The organism is Cognatundibacterium aquatile (assembly GCF_014699135.1).
Taxonomy (GTDB): Bacteria; Pseudomonadota; Gammaproteobacteria; order Burkholderiales; family Burkholderiaceae_D; genus Undibacterium; species Undibacterium aquatile.
This window is the reverse complement of sequence record NZ_JACOFT010000005.1, coordinates 93,545-111,164: the sequence shown is the minus strand read 5'-3', so window position 1 is coordinate 111,164 and position 17,620 is coordinate 93,545. Positions and strand designations below refer to the sequence as shown.

18 protein-coding genes are annotated in these 17,620 nt (G+C 50.2%); 7 read left to right on the top strand and 11 right to left on the bottom strand.

The features are described 5' to 3' along the window. Positions 1-113: 113 nt before the first annotated feature. The 3 genes from H8K26_RS13780 to H8K26_RS13770 are packed head-to-tail and all read left to right on the top strand — an operon-like array spanning position 114 to position 1,524. A complete protein-coding gene (locus tag H8K26_RS13780; protein WP_190480313.1) occupies positions 114-320 on the top strand; it encodes a cysteine-rich CWC family protein in 207 nt (68 codons plus the stop codon). 53 nt (positions 321-373) lie between these two features. Beyond that, the gene (gene folE, locus H8K26_RS13775) at positions 374-1,081 is read left to right on the top strand and encodes a GTP cyclohydrolase I (protein WP_186897645.1); all 708 of its coding nucleotides are present in this window, start codon (positions 374-376) and stop codon (positions 1,079-1,081) included. Between the two features lie 17 nt (positions 1,082-1,098). After that, entirely contained in the window at positions 1,099-1,524 is a 426-nt protein-coding gene (locus H8K26_RS13770; protein WP_186884365.1) for a BLUF domain-containing protein, read from the top strand. 85 nt (positions 1,525-1,609) lie between these two features. Here H8K26_RS13770 and H8K26_RS13765 read toward each other — a convergent pair whose 3' ends face one another. The 5 genes from H8K26_RS13765 to H8K26_RS13745 are packed head-to-tail and all read right to left on the bottom strand — an operon-like array spanning position 1,610 to position 5,927. Beyond that, positions 1,610-3,586 (bottom strand): M48 family metallopeptidase, encoded by a 1,977-nt coding sequence (locus H8K26_RS13765; protein WP_190480311.1) that lies wholly within the window; start codon positions 3,584-3,586, stop codon positions 1,610-1,612. A 27-nt stretch (positions 3,587-3,613) separates the two neighbouring features. Next, entirely contained in the window at positions 3,614-4,204 is a 591-nt protein-coding gene (locus H8K26_RS13760) for a LemA family protein (protein WP_186897643.1), read from the bottom strand. Positions 4,205-4,257: 53 nt separating this feature from the next. Then, positions 4,258-4,923 (bottom strand): BON domain-containing protein, encoded by a 666-nt coding sequence (locus tag H8K26_RS13755; RefSeq protein WP_186884362.1) that lies wholly within the window; start codon positions 4,921-4,923, stop codon positions 4,258-4,260. Continuing rightward, complete coding sequence (locus H8K26_RS13750; RefSeq protein ID WP_190480309.1) at positions 4,910-5,515, bottom strand: phosphoheptose isomerase; 606 nt, start codon at positions 5,513-5,515, stop codon at positions 4,910-4,912. Before H8K26_RS13750 ends, H8K26_RS13755 begins: the two co-directional genes overlap by 14 nt. Before the next feature lie 25 nt (positions 5,516-5,540). Then, positions 5,541-5,927 (bottom strand): YraN family protein, encoded by a 387-nt coding sequence (locus tag H8K26_RS13745; RefSeq protein ID WP_190480307.1) that lies wholly within the window; start codon positions 5,925-5,927, stop codon positions 5,541-5,543. Between the two features lie 41 nt (positions 5,928-5,968). On the opposite strand from H8K26_RS13745, the gene rsmI reads away from it, so the two are divergent. Next, positions 5,969-6,877, top strand: a complete 909-nt coding sequence (rsmI, locus tag H8K26_RS13740) for a 16S rRNA (cytidine(1402)-2'-O)-methyltransferase (protein WP_190480305.1) — start codon at positions 5,969-5,971, stop codon at positions 6,875-6,877. Here the strand turns inward: rsmI and H8K26_RS13735 are convergent. The 6 genes from H8K26_RS13735 to H8K26_RS13710 form a co-directional block, all read right to left on the bottom strand. Further along, on the bottom strand, positions 6,874-7,962 hold the full coding sequence (locus tag H8K26_RS13735; RefSeq protein ID WP_190480303.1) for a septal ring lytic transglycosylase RlpA family protein: 1,089 nt from the start codon (positions 7,960-7,962) through the stop codon (positions 6,874-6,876). The genes rsmI and H8K26_RS13735 overlap by 4 nt on opposite strands. Continuing rightward, positions 7,959-9,071: a rod shape-determining protein RodA gene (gene rodA, locus H8K26_RS13730; protein ID WP_186884357.1), complete on the bottom strand. Its 1,113-nt coding sequence runs from the start codon at positions 9,069-9,071 to the stop codon at positions 7,959-7,961. The genes H8K26_RS13735 and rodA overlap by 4 nt, the downstream gene beginning before the upstream one ends. 2 nt (positions 9,072-9,073) lie before the next feature. Further along, complete coding sequence (gene mrdA, locus H8K26_RS13725; protein ID WP_186884356.1) at positions 9,074-11,074, bottom strand: penicillin-binding protein 2; 2,001 nt, start codon at positions 11,072-11,074, stop codon at positions 9,074-9,076. Between the two features lie 58 nt (positions 11,075-11,132). Continuing rightward, positions 11,133-11,651 carry a rod shape-determining protein MreD gene (gene mreD, locus H8K26_RS13720; RefSeq protein WP_190480301.1) on the bottom strand — a complete coding sequence of 173 codons (519 nt, stop codon included), beginning with the start codon at positions 11,649-11,651 and terminating at the stop codon, positions 11,133-11,135. Continuing rightward, the gene (gene mreC, locus H8K26_RS13715) at positions 11,648-12,667 is read right to left on the bottom strand and encodes a rod shape-determining protein MreC (protein ID WP_190480300.1); all 1,020 of its coding nucleotides are present in this window, start codon (positions 12,665-12,667) and stop codon (positions 11,648-11,650) included. Before mreC ends, mreD begins: the two co-directional genes overlap by 4 nt. 249 nt (positions 12,668-12,916) lie before the next feature. After that, positions 12,917-13,960, bottom strand: a complete 1,044-nt coding sequence (locus tag H8K26_RS13710) for a rod shape-determining protein (protein ID WP_186884353.1) — start codon at positions 13,958-13,960, stop codon at positions 12,917-12,919. 287 nt (positions 13,961-14,247) lie between these two features. Here H8K26_RS13710 and gatC point away from each other — a divergent pair, with 287 nt between their 5' ends. The 3 genes from gatC (at position 14,248) to gatB (ending at position 17,600) form a co-directional block, all read left to right on the top strand. Beyond that, positions 14,248-14,550, top strand: a complete 303-nt coding sequence (gatC, locus tag H8K26_RS13705; protein WP_186884352.1) for an Asp-tRNA(Asn)/Glu-tRNA(Gln) amidotransferase subunit GatC — start codon at positions 14,248-14,250, stop codon at positions 14,548-14,550. Between the two features lie 19 nt (positions 14,551-14,569). After that, positions 14,570-16,024, top strand: coding sequence for an Asp-tRNA(Asn)/Glu-tRNA(Gln) amidotransferase subunit GatA (gene gatA, locus H8K26_RS13700; protein WP_190480298.1), 1,455 nt, complete (start codon positions 14,570-14,572; stop codon positions 16,022-16,024). A 109-nt stretch (positions 16,025-16,133) separates the two neighbouring features. After that, positions 16,134-17,600, top strand: a complete 1,467-nt coding sequence (gatB, locus tag H8K26_RS13695) for an Asp-tRNA(Asn)/Glu-tRNA(Gln) amidotransferase subunit GatB (RefSeq protein ID WP_390366861.1) — start codon at positions 16,134-16,136, stop codon at positions 17,598-17,600. The last annotated feature ends 20 nt before the right edge of the window (positions 17,601-17,620 follow it).

Here is a 17,620-nt window from a genome sequence, read left to right as displayed (position 1 = left end):
GAAAGGTTTATTCGGTTATCCCGGATTTTACAGGATTATGCAGGCGAACCGATGGCCAATTCACCCCGAACGCATGACTTTAGCAGCGGATCAATTAATAAAAGGAAATCAGCATGAGCATTTGCCAGCGTTGTCATACAGAATTCACCTGCGCAATGGCTGACAATACAAGGCAGGAGTGTTGGTGCACCGCTCTGCCACCAGTAGATTTCTCTTGTTTTCCGGATGGGAAAATTCCCGCCAATGCCAGTTGTTTGTGCCCTTCCTGTCTGCCGCAATGGAAAGCGGAAATTGCAGCAGGAAAAAACAAGCTTGAATGAATTCAGTTACCATACGCGTTCGAGTAATCAGCCTTCCTGATAGGAATACTGCAATGTCTAACGATACCTCCATCGCTTACAAGGCGGTCAATATCCCCGTCTCGCAACGCATCCGTGAACGGATACAAGCGAGTAAAACGCGCTTCCATGCCAACGATAACATCGCCCGCTTTATTGAGCCTGGTGAGCTTGCGGAACTGCAGGCGGAAGTCGAGGAAAAAATGCGCGCGGTATTGCAGAGCCTGGTGATTGATACCGAAAGCGATCACAATACTCAGGATACCGGACGCCGCGTCGCTAAAATGTTCATCAATGAAGTCTTTGGAGGCCGCTATGTCCCTATGCCTTCGGTGACCGAATTTCCGAATGCGTCACATCTGAATGAATTGATGATCATCGGCCCGATTACCGTGCGCAGCGCATGCTCTCATCATCTGTGTCCGATCATGGGGAAAGTATGGATTGGTGTGATGCCGAATGAGCATTCCAATCTGATCGGTTTATCCAAGTATGCGCGGATTGCGGAATGGATCATGAGTCGCCCGCAGATACAGGAAGAAGCTGTCGTACAACTGGCAGATGCGCTGCAAGAAAAAATGCAGCCGGATGGCCTTGCCGTCGTCATGGAAGCCGATCATTTCTGCATGCACTGGCGCGGTGTGAAAGACACCGAAGCAAAGATGATTAACAGCGTCATGCACGGATCGTTTTTGAAAGACCCGAATCTGCGCCGCGAATTTTTATCCCTCATTAAACGTTAATCCAGACAGGAAAGATCATGTTAGTCCGCCTGCTATATGCCAGCCGTGCCGTTGATGAAAAAACTTGCGATACCGTCCAACTGATTATGCAGCAATCACGTCTGCATAATCCGGCGAATGGCATCACTGGTGTACTGTGCCATACTGACCAAGTGTTCATGCAAGTACTGGAAGGCGGGCGTGAGGCGGTCAATACCTTATACGGTCATATCTTGCGCGACCCGCGCCATAAAGATGTGATGTTGCTTGATTACGAAGAAATCACAGAACGTCGCTATGCCTGCTGGACTATGGGACAGGCGAATATGAGCAAAATTAACCCATCTATTCTGCTGAAATATTCACCGTTGCCGGTGTTAGATCCACATGGGATGTCCGGGAAAATGCTGCTGTCACTGATAGATGAATTAATGGCGACGGCATCGATCGTCGGGCGCACCTGACATCATCTCAGGAAATATCTGCAAATAAATACGGGAAAGCCGGTAAGCACTGAAACGCGCAGTGCTTACCGGCTTTTCTTATTTGTCAGTTACTGCTATTGCCACCGGCATTGACAACTGCTTCCGGCACTGGCGCATCAATCGCAGCGCAAACACCGCGCAATAAATCAGCAACCGGCGCTTCGATGTGGACATCCGGTGCACGTGCTGCAGCAGCAAGCATCGCACGTATCAGGAAGGGTTTGGCGAGTGGAGCCAACTGATGTATTTTTTCCAGTGCCTGCCTGACGTCAAAAAAATCTGAAGAGGCCGTTGCCATCAAGTCTATCGCATTGAATTCCAGCTCAGGCAAAATAGCAGCAGCGCGCATAAATGCGGCCTCCGCGATATTTTGCTGAGTATGGCTGTGCGCCACCAGAGATAATAATAAACAGACCTCTGAACGCAACGCTGCGACATTCGCGTAGCGCACGGGAACCGAACGCCCGGCCTGCGAACCAAGGCGACGCTCTAACACAGCCAGCACGACAAATTCGGCTTGCGTCATGCGCTGATCAGCCGCAATCAACTTGGCTGCCACTGACAACAACTGCGCTCTTTCCGGCGTTGTAAGCAGTTTTAAAGCCGGCATTGCCAGATCCAGCAAAGGCAAGCGAACGCTGTTCTTCATCGCTTCGATTTCAAGCAGATATTGTTGCGCCAGATTTGCCTGAGAATTTGCTACCTGACTGATCAGGTTCTGTTGCACAACGAAGGCTTCAGACTGATTGCGATCCAGCAGCATTGCATACACGAGGGCGCAAGCTGATTGCGTATCACGTGCGGCCTGCAGCAGCACAGGGCTGAAGCTCATCTTACGCCGTTCGTCAGTCTGTGCAGAAACGATGCCCGGTTGCTGAGCGCTATTCATATTTATCGCTGATTGTGACGGAGTCGCCGCCTGCCGCATCGCCTCGACGTTACGTGAGCCAAAGCCATACACACCCTCTGGTAACTCTTTCTGCGCCGCAGTATCCTCTGACATCACACTGGCATCAAGAAATGCCACGTTTCTGCCATAAACACGTTTTAAACGCTCTTCCAGCGGTGGATGCGTTGCAAACAAACCGGACAACAATTGTGGCCGGGCAGCACCAAGAAATAAATGGGAAAGTTGTTCCGCGTGCGGGTTATCAATGCGCGAACCACAATGATTGACCGCAGTCAGCCCACCGATCTTACGCAAGGCGCCGCCTATCCCATCAGGATTGCGCGTGAATTGCACTGCACTCGCATCGGCCAGAAATTCACGCTGACGCGACACTGCAGATTTAATCAGGCGACCAAAAAAAATACCGACGTAACCGATTACAAACAGTGCAGCGCCAACCGCCAGCATAATGATTTGCAGCGGCGGGCCTTTATCGTCGCGACTGCGAGAACTGCCGAAACGCGTGCCCCAATAGAGTAATTCCTGTCCCAGGCCAGCGATCATCTGTATGCCGAATAAGATCCCGATCAGCTTGATATTCATGCGCATATCGCCATTCAGAATATGGCTGAATTCATGCCCTATCACGCCTTGCAGCTCATCCCTGCTGAGTCGGGATAAGGTTCCCTGCGTCACAGCGACAACCGCTTCATTCTGGTGATAGCCAGCGGCAAAAGCGTTGATCGCGTCTTCGTTATCCAGAATGTATACACGCGGGCAGGCGATGCCCGATGCCAAGGCCATCTCTTCAACGATGTTCAGTAAGCGACGCTCCCGCACATCGGTCGACGACGGCATAACCAATCTGCCGCCAGCCATTTTGGCAACCGCATCGCCTCCGTCGCGCAGACGCCAGGTTTCAAACAAGGTTCCCCCAGCGATGAACAGCAAGGTCACAAAGGTATTGACGAAAAAAAATCCACGAGGATATGCCGGAGCAACCGAGCCGTGCGCTCCGCCAAAACCCCAGGACCAGATCAGCGCCAGACTGACATTAACAGTAATGACTATGGCAATCACCGCCAACAGAAACAGAAACAATAATTTTCTGGTCTGGCGGTGTGCCTGATCCTGCTGCTCAAAAAAATCCATATCGGTTACGAGCCAGGCGATATGAAATCAAAAAGAAACTTTGACCGCTTTACGCTCTTCAGCGGATTCGGTTGCCTGTAATAATTCACCAGCTTTAAAGCCGAAAGAATTTGCAATCACTGAACCGGGGAACTGCTCTATGCCGGTGTTGTATTGCATGACGCTGTCGTTGTAAGCCTGACGGGCGAACGCAATTTTATTTTCTGTGCTGGTCAGCTCTTCGGTCAGTTGTATCATGTTCTCATTCGCTTTGAGATCAGGATAAGCTTCAGACAGGGCAAACATTTTCCCGAGCGAGGCAGTCAGTGTCCCTTCCGCTGCAGCGAGTTGCTGTACCGATGCGGCATCTGATGGATCCACCACCGCTTTACTGTTTGCAGTCACTGCCTGGTTCCGCGCTGCAATCACGGCTTCCAGCGTCTCCCGCTCATGCTTCATATAGCCTTTAGCGACTTCGACCAGATTCGGGATCAGATCATAGCGGCGTTTCAGTTGCACATCGATCTGCGCGAACGCATTTTTAAAGCGATTACGCAAGCTGACCAGACGGTTATACACACCGATAACCCAGAATACGATAACCGCGATAATGACCAACAGAACGAGTAAAGCAATCATAATTTCTCCGGATAAAAATAAAAAACCAGCGAAAATTCGCCGGTTTGTTTCACTTAATTATTGGTTTCTGTCTTTTCCGTCTTATTCGGCTGAACTGTCATCGCTTTGAGTTCTTCTTCACTGATGTATTCCAGCACCTTCACGACTTTACGGACCCCGCCGACGCTGGCCGCAACCTCAGCTGCCTGATTGCCTTCACGCTGCGTAACACGCCCCAGCAGATAGACAACGCTCCCCTCGGTAACGACCTTAAACGCATTCGCATACAAATCTTTAGTGTCAACCAGAGACGCTTTTACTTTAGTCGTAATCAGCGCATCGTTTGAACGCGCGGAGAAATTGGAAATACCGGATATCTGAATTTCATTCATCACAGATAAAACACCTTCCACCCCACGCAACTCACGCTCTGCAGCAGCTTTGGTTTGCTCATCGGCGACTTCACCCGTCAGCAACACACGGCGATTAAAAGAATTCACATTCACATGCGCAGTATCTCCGAGAGATCTGGCAAGACGAGTTTCGCCTTTGATGACGATCGCTTTATCTTCAGTCTGTGCGCCGAATGTACGACGATCACTTGCGGCAAAAGTCCCCATCACCGCGCTGCCAACGACCAGTTCGACGCATCCCTGCAGGCTCATCGCCGCAGCACAGCACAGACTGACAGTGGCAAGAGTACGGCTCAATCCGTTCCAGTTTTTTTTAATCATCTGCATCACCTCCAAATAGCGCGGCATCAATGCCATCGCAAATACAATGTATCGTTAACAAATGCACTTCCTGAATCCGCGCAGTACGGTCATGCGGAACACAGATATGTACATCCGCTTCGCTTAACAACTTCTTAATTTCACCACCGCCTTTTCCGGTAAAGGCAACGATACGCATATCGCGCTCAAGAGCAGCATTGATTGCATTCACCACACTGACTGAATTACCGGAAGTCGAAATCGCCAGCAAAATATCACCGGACTGACCAAACGCCTGTACCTGTTTAGAAAATACTTCCTGAAAGCTGTAATCATTCGCAACCGCAGTCATGATGGAGGTATCTGTCGTCAGCGCCATCGCCGGTAAAGGCAAACGTTCACGTTCAAACCGCCCAACTAACTCGGCCGCAAAATGCTGACAATCTGCAGCCGAACCGCCATTGCCGCATGCCAGGATTTTGTTACCGTTAGACAGTGCCAGAAACATGAGTTCCACTGCCTGTGAAATAGGCACGGCCAGTTCGTTGGCAGCCTGGATTTTTAATTCAGCACTTTCTTGAAAGTGCGCCAAGATACGTTGGTTTAGTTGATTTGTCATAGTGTGTCAGATTATAAGGCAGGGACTAGCCTAGAATTACGTTTTGTAACCAATGGATTTTACCCGCATCAATCGCAACAACATCGAAACGACATGCAGGTTGCCCGCTCTGTTGAAGCAGAAAAACCTGGGCAGCATGCCACATTTTCTTTTGCTTGGCAGGAGTCACGCTGGTAAGCGCACCGCCAAATTGCATGGAAGTACGCGTTCTTACTTCAATAAATACCAGGCCGTCGCCATCGCGCATAATGAGATCAATCTCGCCGCCTTTACACAAAAAATTTTTTTGTATCAAACACAGGCCGGCTTGCTCCAGATAGTGCAGCGCCTGTAATTCACCTTCATCGCCAGCACGGCGACGACTGGTACGTTTGTCTTCGTTTGCATCTGACAGCGTCGGCGCACGTCTCATTGTCGTACAATCTGGTTTTGATTAAATTGGAATGAACAGGTATGACTAGCACAGAATCCACACTGTTCACGAGCAACACCATTATTGAAGCCGTCACCCGACAACAATATCCGGCTGGCACATTATATGTAGTCGCGACACCGATTGGAAATATCGCCGATATTTCTTTACGGGCCTTGCATCTGCTTTCTCTGGTCGATGCGGTCGCCTGCGAAGACACCCGGAATACGGCGCAATTATTTTCGCGCTATGGTATCAATAAACCACTGATTGCAGCACATCAGCATAACGAGCGCGAAGTCGCAGACAAAATTCTGGCGCGCCTGCAAGCGGGCGAACGTATTGCGCTGGTATCTGACGCCGGTACGCCGGGGATTTCTGATCCTGGCGCAAAAATCGTTGAAGTGCTGAAGCAATCCGGTATTCATGTCACGCCATTACCCGGGGCGTCTGCCGCTATCAGTGCTTTATCCGCCAGCGGGCTCTTGCATGAGCGCTTTTATTTCGTCGGCTTTTTACCGGCAAAAGCAGGACAACGCGACAGCATGCTGCACAAGCTTGAAAGTACTGATGCAACGCTGATTTTTTACGAAGCCCCGCATCGTATTACTGACACTGTTCAGGCGATGCTCGCTGTGTTTGGCGGTGAGAGACAGATCGTGCTGGCGCGCGAACTCACCAAATTGTTTGAAGAAATCCACCGCTGTTCGCTGAGCGATGCACCAGCATGGCTGAGTGCCGATAGCCACCGCGAAAAAGGCGAGTATGTGATTCTGGTCGATGCCAAGCCAGTCGCGGAAGGAAACGACGATAGCGAAGCGCGCCGCGTGCTCAATATTTTGCTGGAAGAATGTTCAGTCAAACAGGCTGCAGGATTGGCGGCGCAGCTGACCGGTCTGAAGAAAAATGCCCTGTATCAGCTTGCGCTGGAAATGAAAACAGAAGACTAACGCTGCACAACCAGCGGGCGTCCGACACCCAGATCGCCTGCTTGTGCAATCGCCGACATTGCCTCGGAACGGCTACTGAAAGGGCCGCTGACAAGGCGATACAAACTTCCTTGCTGCACAATATCAAAGCCCGGCAACCGGTTCTCGATTCGGTTTTTCAGGTGGGTCATGATCGATTCGGCATTTGAACGGATTGCATAAGCACCAAATTGCAGGTAATAACCGCCACTCGCCTGCACAGGCGGGTTCAGCTTTTCTACAGGGCGACTATCCTGCGCAGCCAGCAGTTCTTCCATTGTCATCTGATTGCTTGCAGGGGCAGAAGCCGCCTGAACTACGGCGGCAGGTCTGACGACATTGTCGCTACTTGCATTAGCCACTGTCGTCGTCTGAGGCTGATTTTTACGATTCTCCGCCATACGCTCAATGTCTGCTGGAAGTAAGCGCTCGACTTCAATCTGGCTGCTTCCTTTACCAAGAATGTCCAGTTTCAATGCGGCCGTATACGATAAATCGACAATGCGGCTTGAATGAAATGGTCCACGATCATTGATGCGCACAATAATCTGCTTTCCATTCGACAGATTGGTTACTCTGGCATAAGACGGAATAGGCAAGGTAGGATGTGCCGCCGTAATTTTGTACATATCGTACAGTTCACCGGAAGACGTTTTCTGTCCATGAAATTTTTTACCGTACCAACTGCCCACGCCGCGCTGCACATAAGGCGTGGTCGTGTCGATAATCGGTGTATAGGTCTTGCCAAAAACTACGTAGGGCCGGTTAGCTCCCCTGGCGAAATCTTCAACGACAGGAATCGGATCCACCGTAAACTCCAGTCCTTCCGGTGGATTATCGCCAGGGCCATCGTCTTTGTAATATCCACCTCTACCTGAGTTGGCTTTTGGCAGAGCGGGAGCGGTCGTTGTGGCAGACTTATTGGTTGATGCAGGGCGGGGATGATCAGCAATGATGATGGGCTGCTTAGGTGCAGTGCCGCAAGCGACTAACAATACGGATGACGCCGACGCCAGCAGCAAGGCTGGTCGTCTGAAATTGACTGATTGAGAAAAGAAAATTTTCATGTCTGCACCAGCTTACGATTACGCTGCACACTCATCATAATTCCTGCCGCCATTCCCAAGGTCACCAATGCGGTGCCGCCGTAACTGAGAAAAGGTAAAGGAACGCCGACTACCGGCAAAATTCCACTCACCATGCCCATATTCACGAATGAATAAGTAAAGAATATCATAGACACTGAACCGGCCATCAAACGGGAGAACATCGTTGGGGCATTCGCGGCGATCATCAGGCAGCGAACGATCAGCAAAAAATACAAGCTAACCAGAATAGCATTGCCGATAAAGCCGAATTCTTCTGAAAAAACGGCAAAGATAAAATCGGTCGTACGTTCAGGAATAAATTCCAGATGCGCTTGTGTTCCCTTGAGCAAACCTTTACCCGTCACGCCTCCAGAACCAACCGCAATCGTCGATTGAATAATATGAAAGCCCTTACCTAACGGATCCCGCGTCGGGTCCAGCATAGTCAGCACCCGGTCTTTTTGGTAATCATGTAACAGGTATGGCCAGATCACTGTCGGCGTCACCACGGCGATAAAAGCGACGATCGATAATAAAACTTTCCATGACAGACCTGCCAGAAAGATCACGGTGAATCCGGCAGCGACCACCAGTAATGCAGTACCCAGATCTGGTTGTCTTGCAATCAGGCCGACCGGCACACCGAGTATGACTGTCGCGATGACAAAATCCTTGAAATGCAATGCGCCTTCTTTTTTCTGGAAATACCAGGCAAGCATCAGCGGTGTCGCAATTTTCATCATTTCTGAAGGCTGCATGTCTATACCTATATGCAACCAGCGGCGCGAGCCTTTTTTTACCAGGCCAAATACAGCGACCGCAATCAGCAAAGCCACACCAAAGCTATAAATCGGAATCGCAAAACGCATCAGCGTGCGTGGTGGAATATTCGCCACTATCCACATAATGACAAATGACACGACGATATTGCGCAACTGATCTTCAAGCCTGCCTGGGAAATCAATCCCTGCCGAATACAGTGTCACAACTCCGCAAGATAAAATCAGAAAAATGATGATTGCCAACGGCGCATCAAACACCATGATGCGAGAACGCAAGGAACGCCAGTAGACACCGAAATTATGCATGATCAGTCCTTATTCCCAGTTGTTTCGCCACCAGGTTTCGGGCCCGGGGCTGGCTCTGGCGGATTTTTTACTTCAGCATCAGAGCGGTACAAAGCCATGTCACTTTGCGCTTTCGGTACTGGCACCGGAAGCTCTTTACTTTCCTTAACCTCAGGGCGTTTTCCCAGCAAATAATAATCCAGCGCCTTACGTACAATCGGTGCAGCCGCCTCCGAGCCGAAACCACCATTCTCTACGATAATTGCCAATGCAATTTTAGGTTGATCGGCGGGCGCGAAGGCGGTGTACAAAGAGTGATCCAGATGTCTGACCGCCATCCGTTTAGCATCGTACTTTTCATTTTTCTTGATACTGATGACCTGCGCTGTTCCGGTTTTACCGCCGGATACATATTCTGCATTCGCGAATACGCGCGCAGAAGTTCCTTCTTTCACCACCCCGACCATCGCATTTTTAATAAAATCGATGTTTTCCTGTTTCAATGGAATACGGAAACTTTCTTTTGGCACAGTCAGCGTGCGGGCACGGGTTTGCGGATCTTCCGTCATCTTCACCAGATGCGGCTTCATCACTACGCCGTTATTGGCCAGTGTTGCAATTGCATGCGCCATCTGTAATGGCGTAAAAGTATTTTGCCCTTGTCCTATGCCCAGTGAAATCGTGTCACCCGGTATCCAGCGTTGCTGTGCAGGCTTCTTGAATGCTGTGCGTTTCCAGGCGGTCGACGGCAGCAAACCGGTACGCTCATGTTCAAGATCAATGCCTGTTTTTTGACCAAATCCAAACGGTTTCATAAAATCATGCATCGCATCGACACCCATGTCATTGGCCAGCATGTAGTAATACGTATCGCACGATTGCACGATCGATCGATACATATCCACCATGCCGTGACCACCGGGTTTATCGTCTTTGAAAATGTGATTACCGAATGCAAAGAAACCGGGATCGGCAATCGCCTGCGTTGCGGTCCGTTTGCCCAGCTCCAATGCCGCCAGCGCCATAAACGGCTTATACGTCGAGCCGGGTGGATAGGCTCCGGTCAGTGGCCGGTTTAACAGCGGCTTGTCTTCAGAAGTATTAAGCTCATTCCAGCTTTGCTGATCGATTCCTTCGACAAATAAATTCGGATCATAGGTGGGTTTGGATACGAATGCCAATACGTCACCAGTCGCCGGTTCAATCGCGACCAGCGCACCACGACGATCACCAAATGCTTCTTCAATCACTTTCTGCAGCTCAATATCGACCGACAAAATCAGGTTCTTACCGGACGTCGGCGGCGTGCGCGATAAGGTGCGCACGGCACGACCACCGGCGGAGACTTCCACCTCTTCAAACCCGGTACTTCCATGCAAAATCTTTTCGTAGCTTTTTTCCAGTCCTTCCTTGCCGATATAGTCCGTCCCGTTATAGTTCGCACTGTCTTCCATATCATCGATAATTTCAGCATCTTTTGTGCTGATACGACCAATGTAGCCAATTACATGCGAAGCCACATCGCCCTGAGGATATTGGCGGAATAAGCGGGCTTGTATATCGACGCCGGGAAAGCGAAAGCGTTGTGCAGTAAACCGGGCAACTTCTTCATCGGTTAAACGGGTACGGATAGGAACACTTTCAAAGCTCTTGGAATCTTCTAGCAATTTGCGGAAACGCTTGCGATGCTTAGGCTGAATATCGACCAAATCCGCCAGCTCATCGATCAGCACATCCATGTCCTGATTGATCTTGGAAGCAGTAATCTCCAGCGTATAGGCTGAATAATTTCTGGCGAGAATGACACCGTTTCTGTCCAGGATCAGACCACGGTTAGGTACCACCGGAACAACATCAATACGGTTTTCATCCGCCAGTAAAACGTAATCGTCATGCTTGACTATCTGTAACCAGACAAAACGTGTGACCAACGCAGAAAAACAGGCGAGCACAAATATGCCGAGGAAAATCAGCCGCAGGCGAAAAAGATAAAGCTCGCGCTCGGTGTTCTTTAGTTCAGTCATGATTTCTTAAATTTACTCAGCAACATGCGGCACACTATTGACGCACGTCCGCAGCGGTTCAGATAGGACGATTATGGTCTTTATCGATGGCACGTCGTTGTGGCGCCAGCAAAATCAGCGTTGCTACCGGCCACAACAATGTCGTCACCAGACTCTGAGAGAAATACAACCAGCCTGGAAAATGTGCCTCTGGTGCGATCAACAGCCGGACGCCCGTCTGCAATCCTTGTACAAACAGGAATAACGGAAATACATGCAGGCACTGAGTCACAGGATGAAACCACAATACGCGCCGGTGTATGGTGATCGCAAAATACGACAACAAGGTATATGCCAGCGCGTTTTCACCAAGATAAATTGCATCATGCACATCCATCACCAGCCCCATCGCAAAAGCGACACCGATGCCAACCTTGAGCGGCTGATGAATACTCCAGAAAACCAATACCAGGGCAACAAAGTCCGGCACGCCAGCGATGCCACCCCAAGGTAAAAAATTCAGAAAAAAAGCAGCAATAAAACTAAACGCAATAAACAGCGAATTAACTGGCAACAAAATGTAATGGGGCTGATTCATTTTGTGGCATCCTTTTTATCTTCAGGTTTCACTTCCTTTACCGCGTCTTTCATGTCGGTCTGCGTGATTGCCTGATGATCGACCGGTTTCACATCACTTCCAGGCGGCGCAGTGTCACGCGTTACTTTGCGATTGAATTTTTCTTTTTTCGCCCGTACATCTTCGGTGTCAGGACGCGGCAGATTGGTCGTCGACACCTGCAGAATCAACAATTGCTTATTCTTGTCTATGCCAGCGACCGGAGCACATAAAATGTTTTCCAGAGTGGTCGTCGCCTTATTTTCGACTTGCACGACATTCGCTACCGCCAGTCCGGCGGGATAAATACCATCGATACCTGAAGTCACAAGCTGATCACCCACTTTGACATCTGCATTCGAGGTCAGGCGCATATCAAGGTAGGATGACTTGCCGCGTCCATACGCCACACTGCGCAAACCATTTCTGAGTATCTGCACCGGAATCGCCTGATTTTTATCGGACAACAATGTCACTTCAGCCGTGAATGGAAAAACTCTTGTGACCTGCCCCACCACACCGAGATCATCAATAACTGGCTGGCCCAGTGCAACACCATCTTTGATACCCCGGTCAACGATGACTTTTTTGGTTGAGGCATCGCGGGCATCATAAATAATTTCAGCAAGAACTGACTTCACTGGCAACCGTTCACGTGCACCAAGCAGGTTACGCAAATGATTATTTTCCGACTGGAGCTGAGCAGTTTTCTGCAAAGAATCTGCATTGATGATTTGCTGGCGTTTCAGGCGGGAATTCTCTTTTTCGAGATCTGTCTGCGTCACAAAATAATGTGACACCCGCCGCGCAATGTCGGCAGGAATCACTGCCATCATTTGTGCTGGGTACAACACCGTTCCTAATACCTGGCGGGCAAACGTTAAGGTATTCAGACGGGAATCAACGACCAGCAGGAAAACCGCAAAAACGGTAAAAAAAACGGCTCTGACACGTGCAGATGCACCTTGTTTAAAGAGGGGTGGCGGACTGTAATCCATACTATATCAATCGTCAGAAACCGGTTACCTATCCACAGCAGAAGCCTGGGCTATGTGCATGCGCTCAAAAAACAAAAAGCCGACATAAATGCCGACTCTGCTACCTGCAGAACTGATGCGTCCTACCGACAAGACAATGAATTACATTCACAGACACATACATTGTGGTTTCATGCCTCGCCGGATCGTATTGCTCATACTCTGATCTGCATAGGCGAGGTGATATACCACCCCGCCTGGTTCAGAGTTTTATTCGTAAGAAAAGATGGAGCCCAATTTATCCATGCGCTCCAGCGCCATGCCCGAACCGCGCACCACGCAAGTCAACGGATCTTCGGCAACGATCACCGGCAGACCCGTTTCTTCCATCAGCAAACGGTCCAGATCACGCAGCAAAGCACCACCACCGGTCAGCATCATGCCTTTTTCTGCAATATCGGCACCAAGTTCCGGCGGCGTTTGTTCCAGCGCGTTTTTAACCGCAGAAACAATATTGTTCAACGGATCAGTCAGCGCTTCCAGAATTTCATTGCTGGAAATGGTGAACGAACGCGGAATACCTTCGGACAAATTGCGACCTTTGACTTCCATTTCCTTGACTTCGGAACCTGGGAAGGCAGAGCCGATCGCTTTTTTGATTGCTTCCGCAGTCTGTTCACCGATCAGCATGCCGTAGTTACGACGGATGTAATTGACAATCGCTTCGTCAAATTTATCACCGCCGACCCGCACAGAACCTTTGTACACCATACCGCCGAGCGAGATAATACCAACTTCAGTCGTACCACCGCCGATATCCACCACCATAGAACCGGTCGCTTCAGAAACCGGCAAACCGGCACCGATCGCCGCCGCCATCGGCTCTTCAATCAAAAATACCTGAGATGCGCCGGCGCCCAGCGCAGATTCACGGATCGCGCGACGTTCGACCTGCGTAGAGCCACAAGGAACGCAGATGATAATACGCGGGGAAGGCTTGAAGAATTTGGTGTCATGCACCATGCGGATAAACTGCTTGAGCATCTGCTCAGTCACCGTAAAGTCAGCGATCACGCCATCTTTCATCGGGCGGATTGCTTCGATATTGCCGGGCACTTTGCCCAGCATCTGTTTCGCTTCTTTACCAACGGCCTGAATGGTTTTCTTACCATTAGGACCGCCTTCCTGACGAATCGCCACCACAGAAGGCTCATCCAGCACGATGCCCTGACTACGGACATAAATTAAGGTATTTGCAGTACCAAGATCGATTGCCAGATCATTTGAAAAATAGCTACGTAGAAAACCAAACATGTATTGTCCTGTATTTAACAATTGTGTGTACAGCGTCTCAAGCAGATCGCTGTTCCACGAAATTTCATCAAAATTTGACCCTGTCCGCATCAACCGGATCCTCATATTCGAGGCCAGTCCGCAGCAACTTCGGGGATTTAGCGCACCTTATAGGGCATTAACCCGCCATTCTACCTTATAATCTTCTTAAATTTACTCGATACCAACACCTAAAAATTCAGTATCGGAATTTGTATATTTTTGCATTATTTTTGACACCCTTTTGCGCCTTGCCGCGCCCTTAAATCATGTCACTGACACTTAATGATGTTACCCGCATCGCGAATCTGGCAAAGCTTGAAGTTTCCGAGTCCGAGGCGAATTCCACGCTTGATAAGCTGAATGGTATTTTTTTACTGGCGGAACAATTAAAAGCCGTTGATACCACTGGCGTTGCACCACTGAGCCACCCTATCGGTGCCCTGTTACCCGAACTCGCGCTGCGCCTGCGTGACGATGTGGTTACTGAAACCAATCATCGCGACGAATACCAAAAGCCAGCACCGGCAACTCAGGACGGCCTGTATCTGGTACCTAAGGTCATTGAATAAGCTTCCCGGAAAAGATTCTATGCATACCAAAACTCTTGCCCAATTATCCGCACTGCTGCATAGCAAGCAGATCTCCGCGACTGAACTCGCCCAGCACTTTCTGCAACGTATCGCCGCCAGTGATCTGAATGCATTTCTGCATGTCGATCCGGCACTGACGCTGCAACAGGCAGCCGCTGCCGATGTACGCCTTGCCAATGGCGATGCCACCGCGCTGACCGGCATCCCCATCGCTCATAAAGATATTTTTGTAACAAAAAATCTGCGCTCTACTGCAGGTTCACGCATGCTGGAAAACTATGTCAGCCCATTCGATGCAACGGTCGTCACAAAACTGGCTGAAGCAGGCATGGTCACACTGGGCAAACTGAATTGCGATGAATTCGCGATGGGTTCAGCGAATGAAAACTCGTATTTTGGTGCAGTCAAAAATCCATGGGATAAAACCGCGGTTCCTGGCGGTTCGTCCGGCGGTTCTGCTGCCGCGATCGCAGCTCGCCTGACACCCGCAGCCAGCGGTACAGATACCGGCGGCTCGATTCGCCAGCCAGCCGCCTTTTGCGGCGTCACCGGTATCAAACCGACTTACAGCAGCGTTTCCCGTTACGGCATGATCGCGTTTGCTTCATCGCTCGATCAGGGCGGACCGATTGCGCAGACAGCCGAAGACTGCGGCCTGTTGCTCAACGCCATGGTCGGCTTTGACGAAAAAGATTCCACCTCGCTCGATCGCAAACCGGAAGATTTCAATCGTGATCTGAACAAATCAATCCAAGGTCTGCGTATTGGCGTACCGAAAGAATTTTTCGGTGAAGGTCTGGCCCCGGATGTGGAACAGGCGGTACGTGCGGCACTCGCCGAATACGAAAAACTTGGCGCGACACTGGTTGATATCTCGCTGCCAAAAACTGAGTTATCGATTCCGGTCTATTACGTCATTGCGCCAGCAGAAGCGTCATCGAATCTGAGCCGTTTTGATGGTGTACGTTACGGCCACCGCGCCGCCGACTACAAAGACCTCAACGACATGTACAAAAAATCGCGTACCGAAGGTTTTGGTGAGGAAGTGAAACGCCGTATTCTGGTCGGTGCCTATGTTTTATCGCACGGTTACTACGATGCCTACTATTTGCAAGCACAAAAAATCCGCCGCCTGATTGCACAGGATTTTGCGGCCGCCTTTGAAAAATGCGATGTGATTATGGGGCCAGTAGCACCGACAGTTGCCTGGGATCTGGGTTCAAAATCCGATGATCCGGTCGCTAACTATCTGGCCGATATTTTTACTTTATCGACCAGTCTTGCCGGTTTGCCAGGCATGTCCATCCCTTGCGGTTTTGGGCAAGGCGATAAAAATGCAAAACGTCCGGTCGGCTTGCAACTGATAGGCAATTACTTTGATGAAGCACGTTTATTGAATGTCGCGCATCAGTATCAGCAAGTCACTGACTGGCATCAACGCGCACCGGAATAAGCAAACATTGCTGTCGCTGACACAGCAACCTGTGTCAGCGACAGCATCCGATTGATGGATGAAGTGTGTCGCGCATTTGCTGACACCACATGCAACAACGAAACAAGGAATGATTATGCAATGGGAAGTCGTTATTGGTTTTGAGACGCACGCGCAACTCAAAACAAACTCCAAGATATTCAGCGGTTCTTCAATTCAATTTGGCGCAGAACCTAATACCCAGGCCAGCCCTGTCGATCTGGCATTGCCGGGCGTCTTGCCGGTGATGAACAAAGGTGCGGTAGAAAAAGCGATTCAGTTTGGTCTCGCTGTCGGCGCGGTCGTCGCGCCGGAATCGATCTTCGCCCGTAAAAACTATTTTTATCCCGATCTGCCTAAAGGCTATCAGATCAGTCAGTTTGAAATCCCCGTGGTTCAGGGGGGGACTGTGTCGTGCGTGGTGGAGAAAGATGGTAAATCCGAAGTCAAAGTCATTGAGCTGACCCGTGCACATCTGGAAGAAGATGCCGGTAAATCCCTGCACGAAGATTATCAGGGCATGACAGGCATCGACCTCAATCGCGCAGGCACGCCCTTGCTGGAAATCGTCACGGAACCGGTCATGCGCAGTGCCACCGAAGCGGTCGCTTATGCAAAGGCATTGCACTCGCTGGTAATGTGGCTGGATATCTGTGATGGCAATATGCAGGAAGGCTCTTTCCGTTGCGACGCCAACGTTTCCGTGCGTCCGGTCGGTCAGAAAGAATTCGGCACACGCTGCGAAATCAAGAATCTGAACTCGTTTCGCTTTCTCGAAGAAGCGATCAATATCGAAGTGCGTCGTCAGATTGAATTGATAGAAGACGGCGGCACCGTGGTGCAGGAAACCCGTTTATATGATCCTGACCGCAAAGAAACACGCTCTATGCGTAGCAAGGAAGACTCACAGGATTATCGCTATTTTCCTGACCCGGATTTGCCGCCACTGAAAATCAGCCGTGAGTGGGTCGAGCAAGTGCGCGCCACCATGCCAGAGCTGCCGTCGGCAATGCGCCAGCGCTTCATTGAGCAATTCGGCTTACCTGAATACGATGCCACTATCCTGACGCAATCAAAAGGTATCGCAACCTATTTTGAAGCCGTCGTACAAGCGGCTGGCGTCGCTCAGGCAAAACCTGCAGCAAATATGATGATGGGCGATGTTGCGTCCACGCTCAACCGTGAAGGCGTTGATATCAGCGCCATCCCGGTCAGCGCAGCGCAACTGGCAGTGCTGTTGCAACGCATTGCCGATGGCACGATCTCGAACAAAATTGCCAAGGAAGTGTTTGCAGCAATGTGGCAAGCACCATCGGTAGACGTCAATCTGGCCGATCAGGTGATTGAAGCAAAAGGCTTGAAACAAATTTCCGATGTCGGCGCACTCGAAAAAATTATCGATGAAGTGATGGCAGCGAATCAGCAATCGGTCGATGAATACCGGGCGGGGAAAGAAAAAGCATTCAACTCGCTGGTCGGTCAGGCGATGAAAGCAACCAAAGGCAAAGGCAATCCAGCGCAGGTCAATGAATTGCTGAAGAAAAAGCTGGCAGGCTGATTGCGCAATCCCCAATTAAT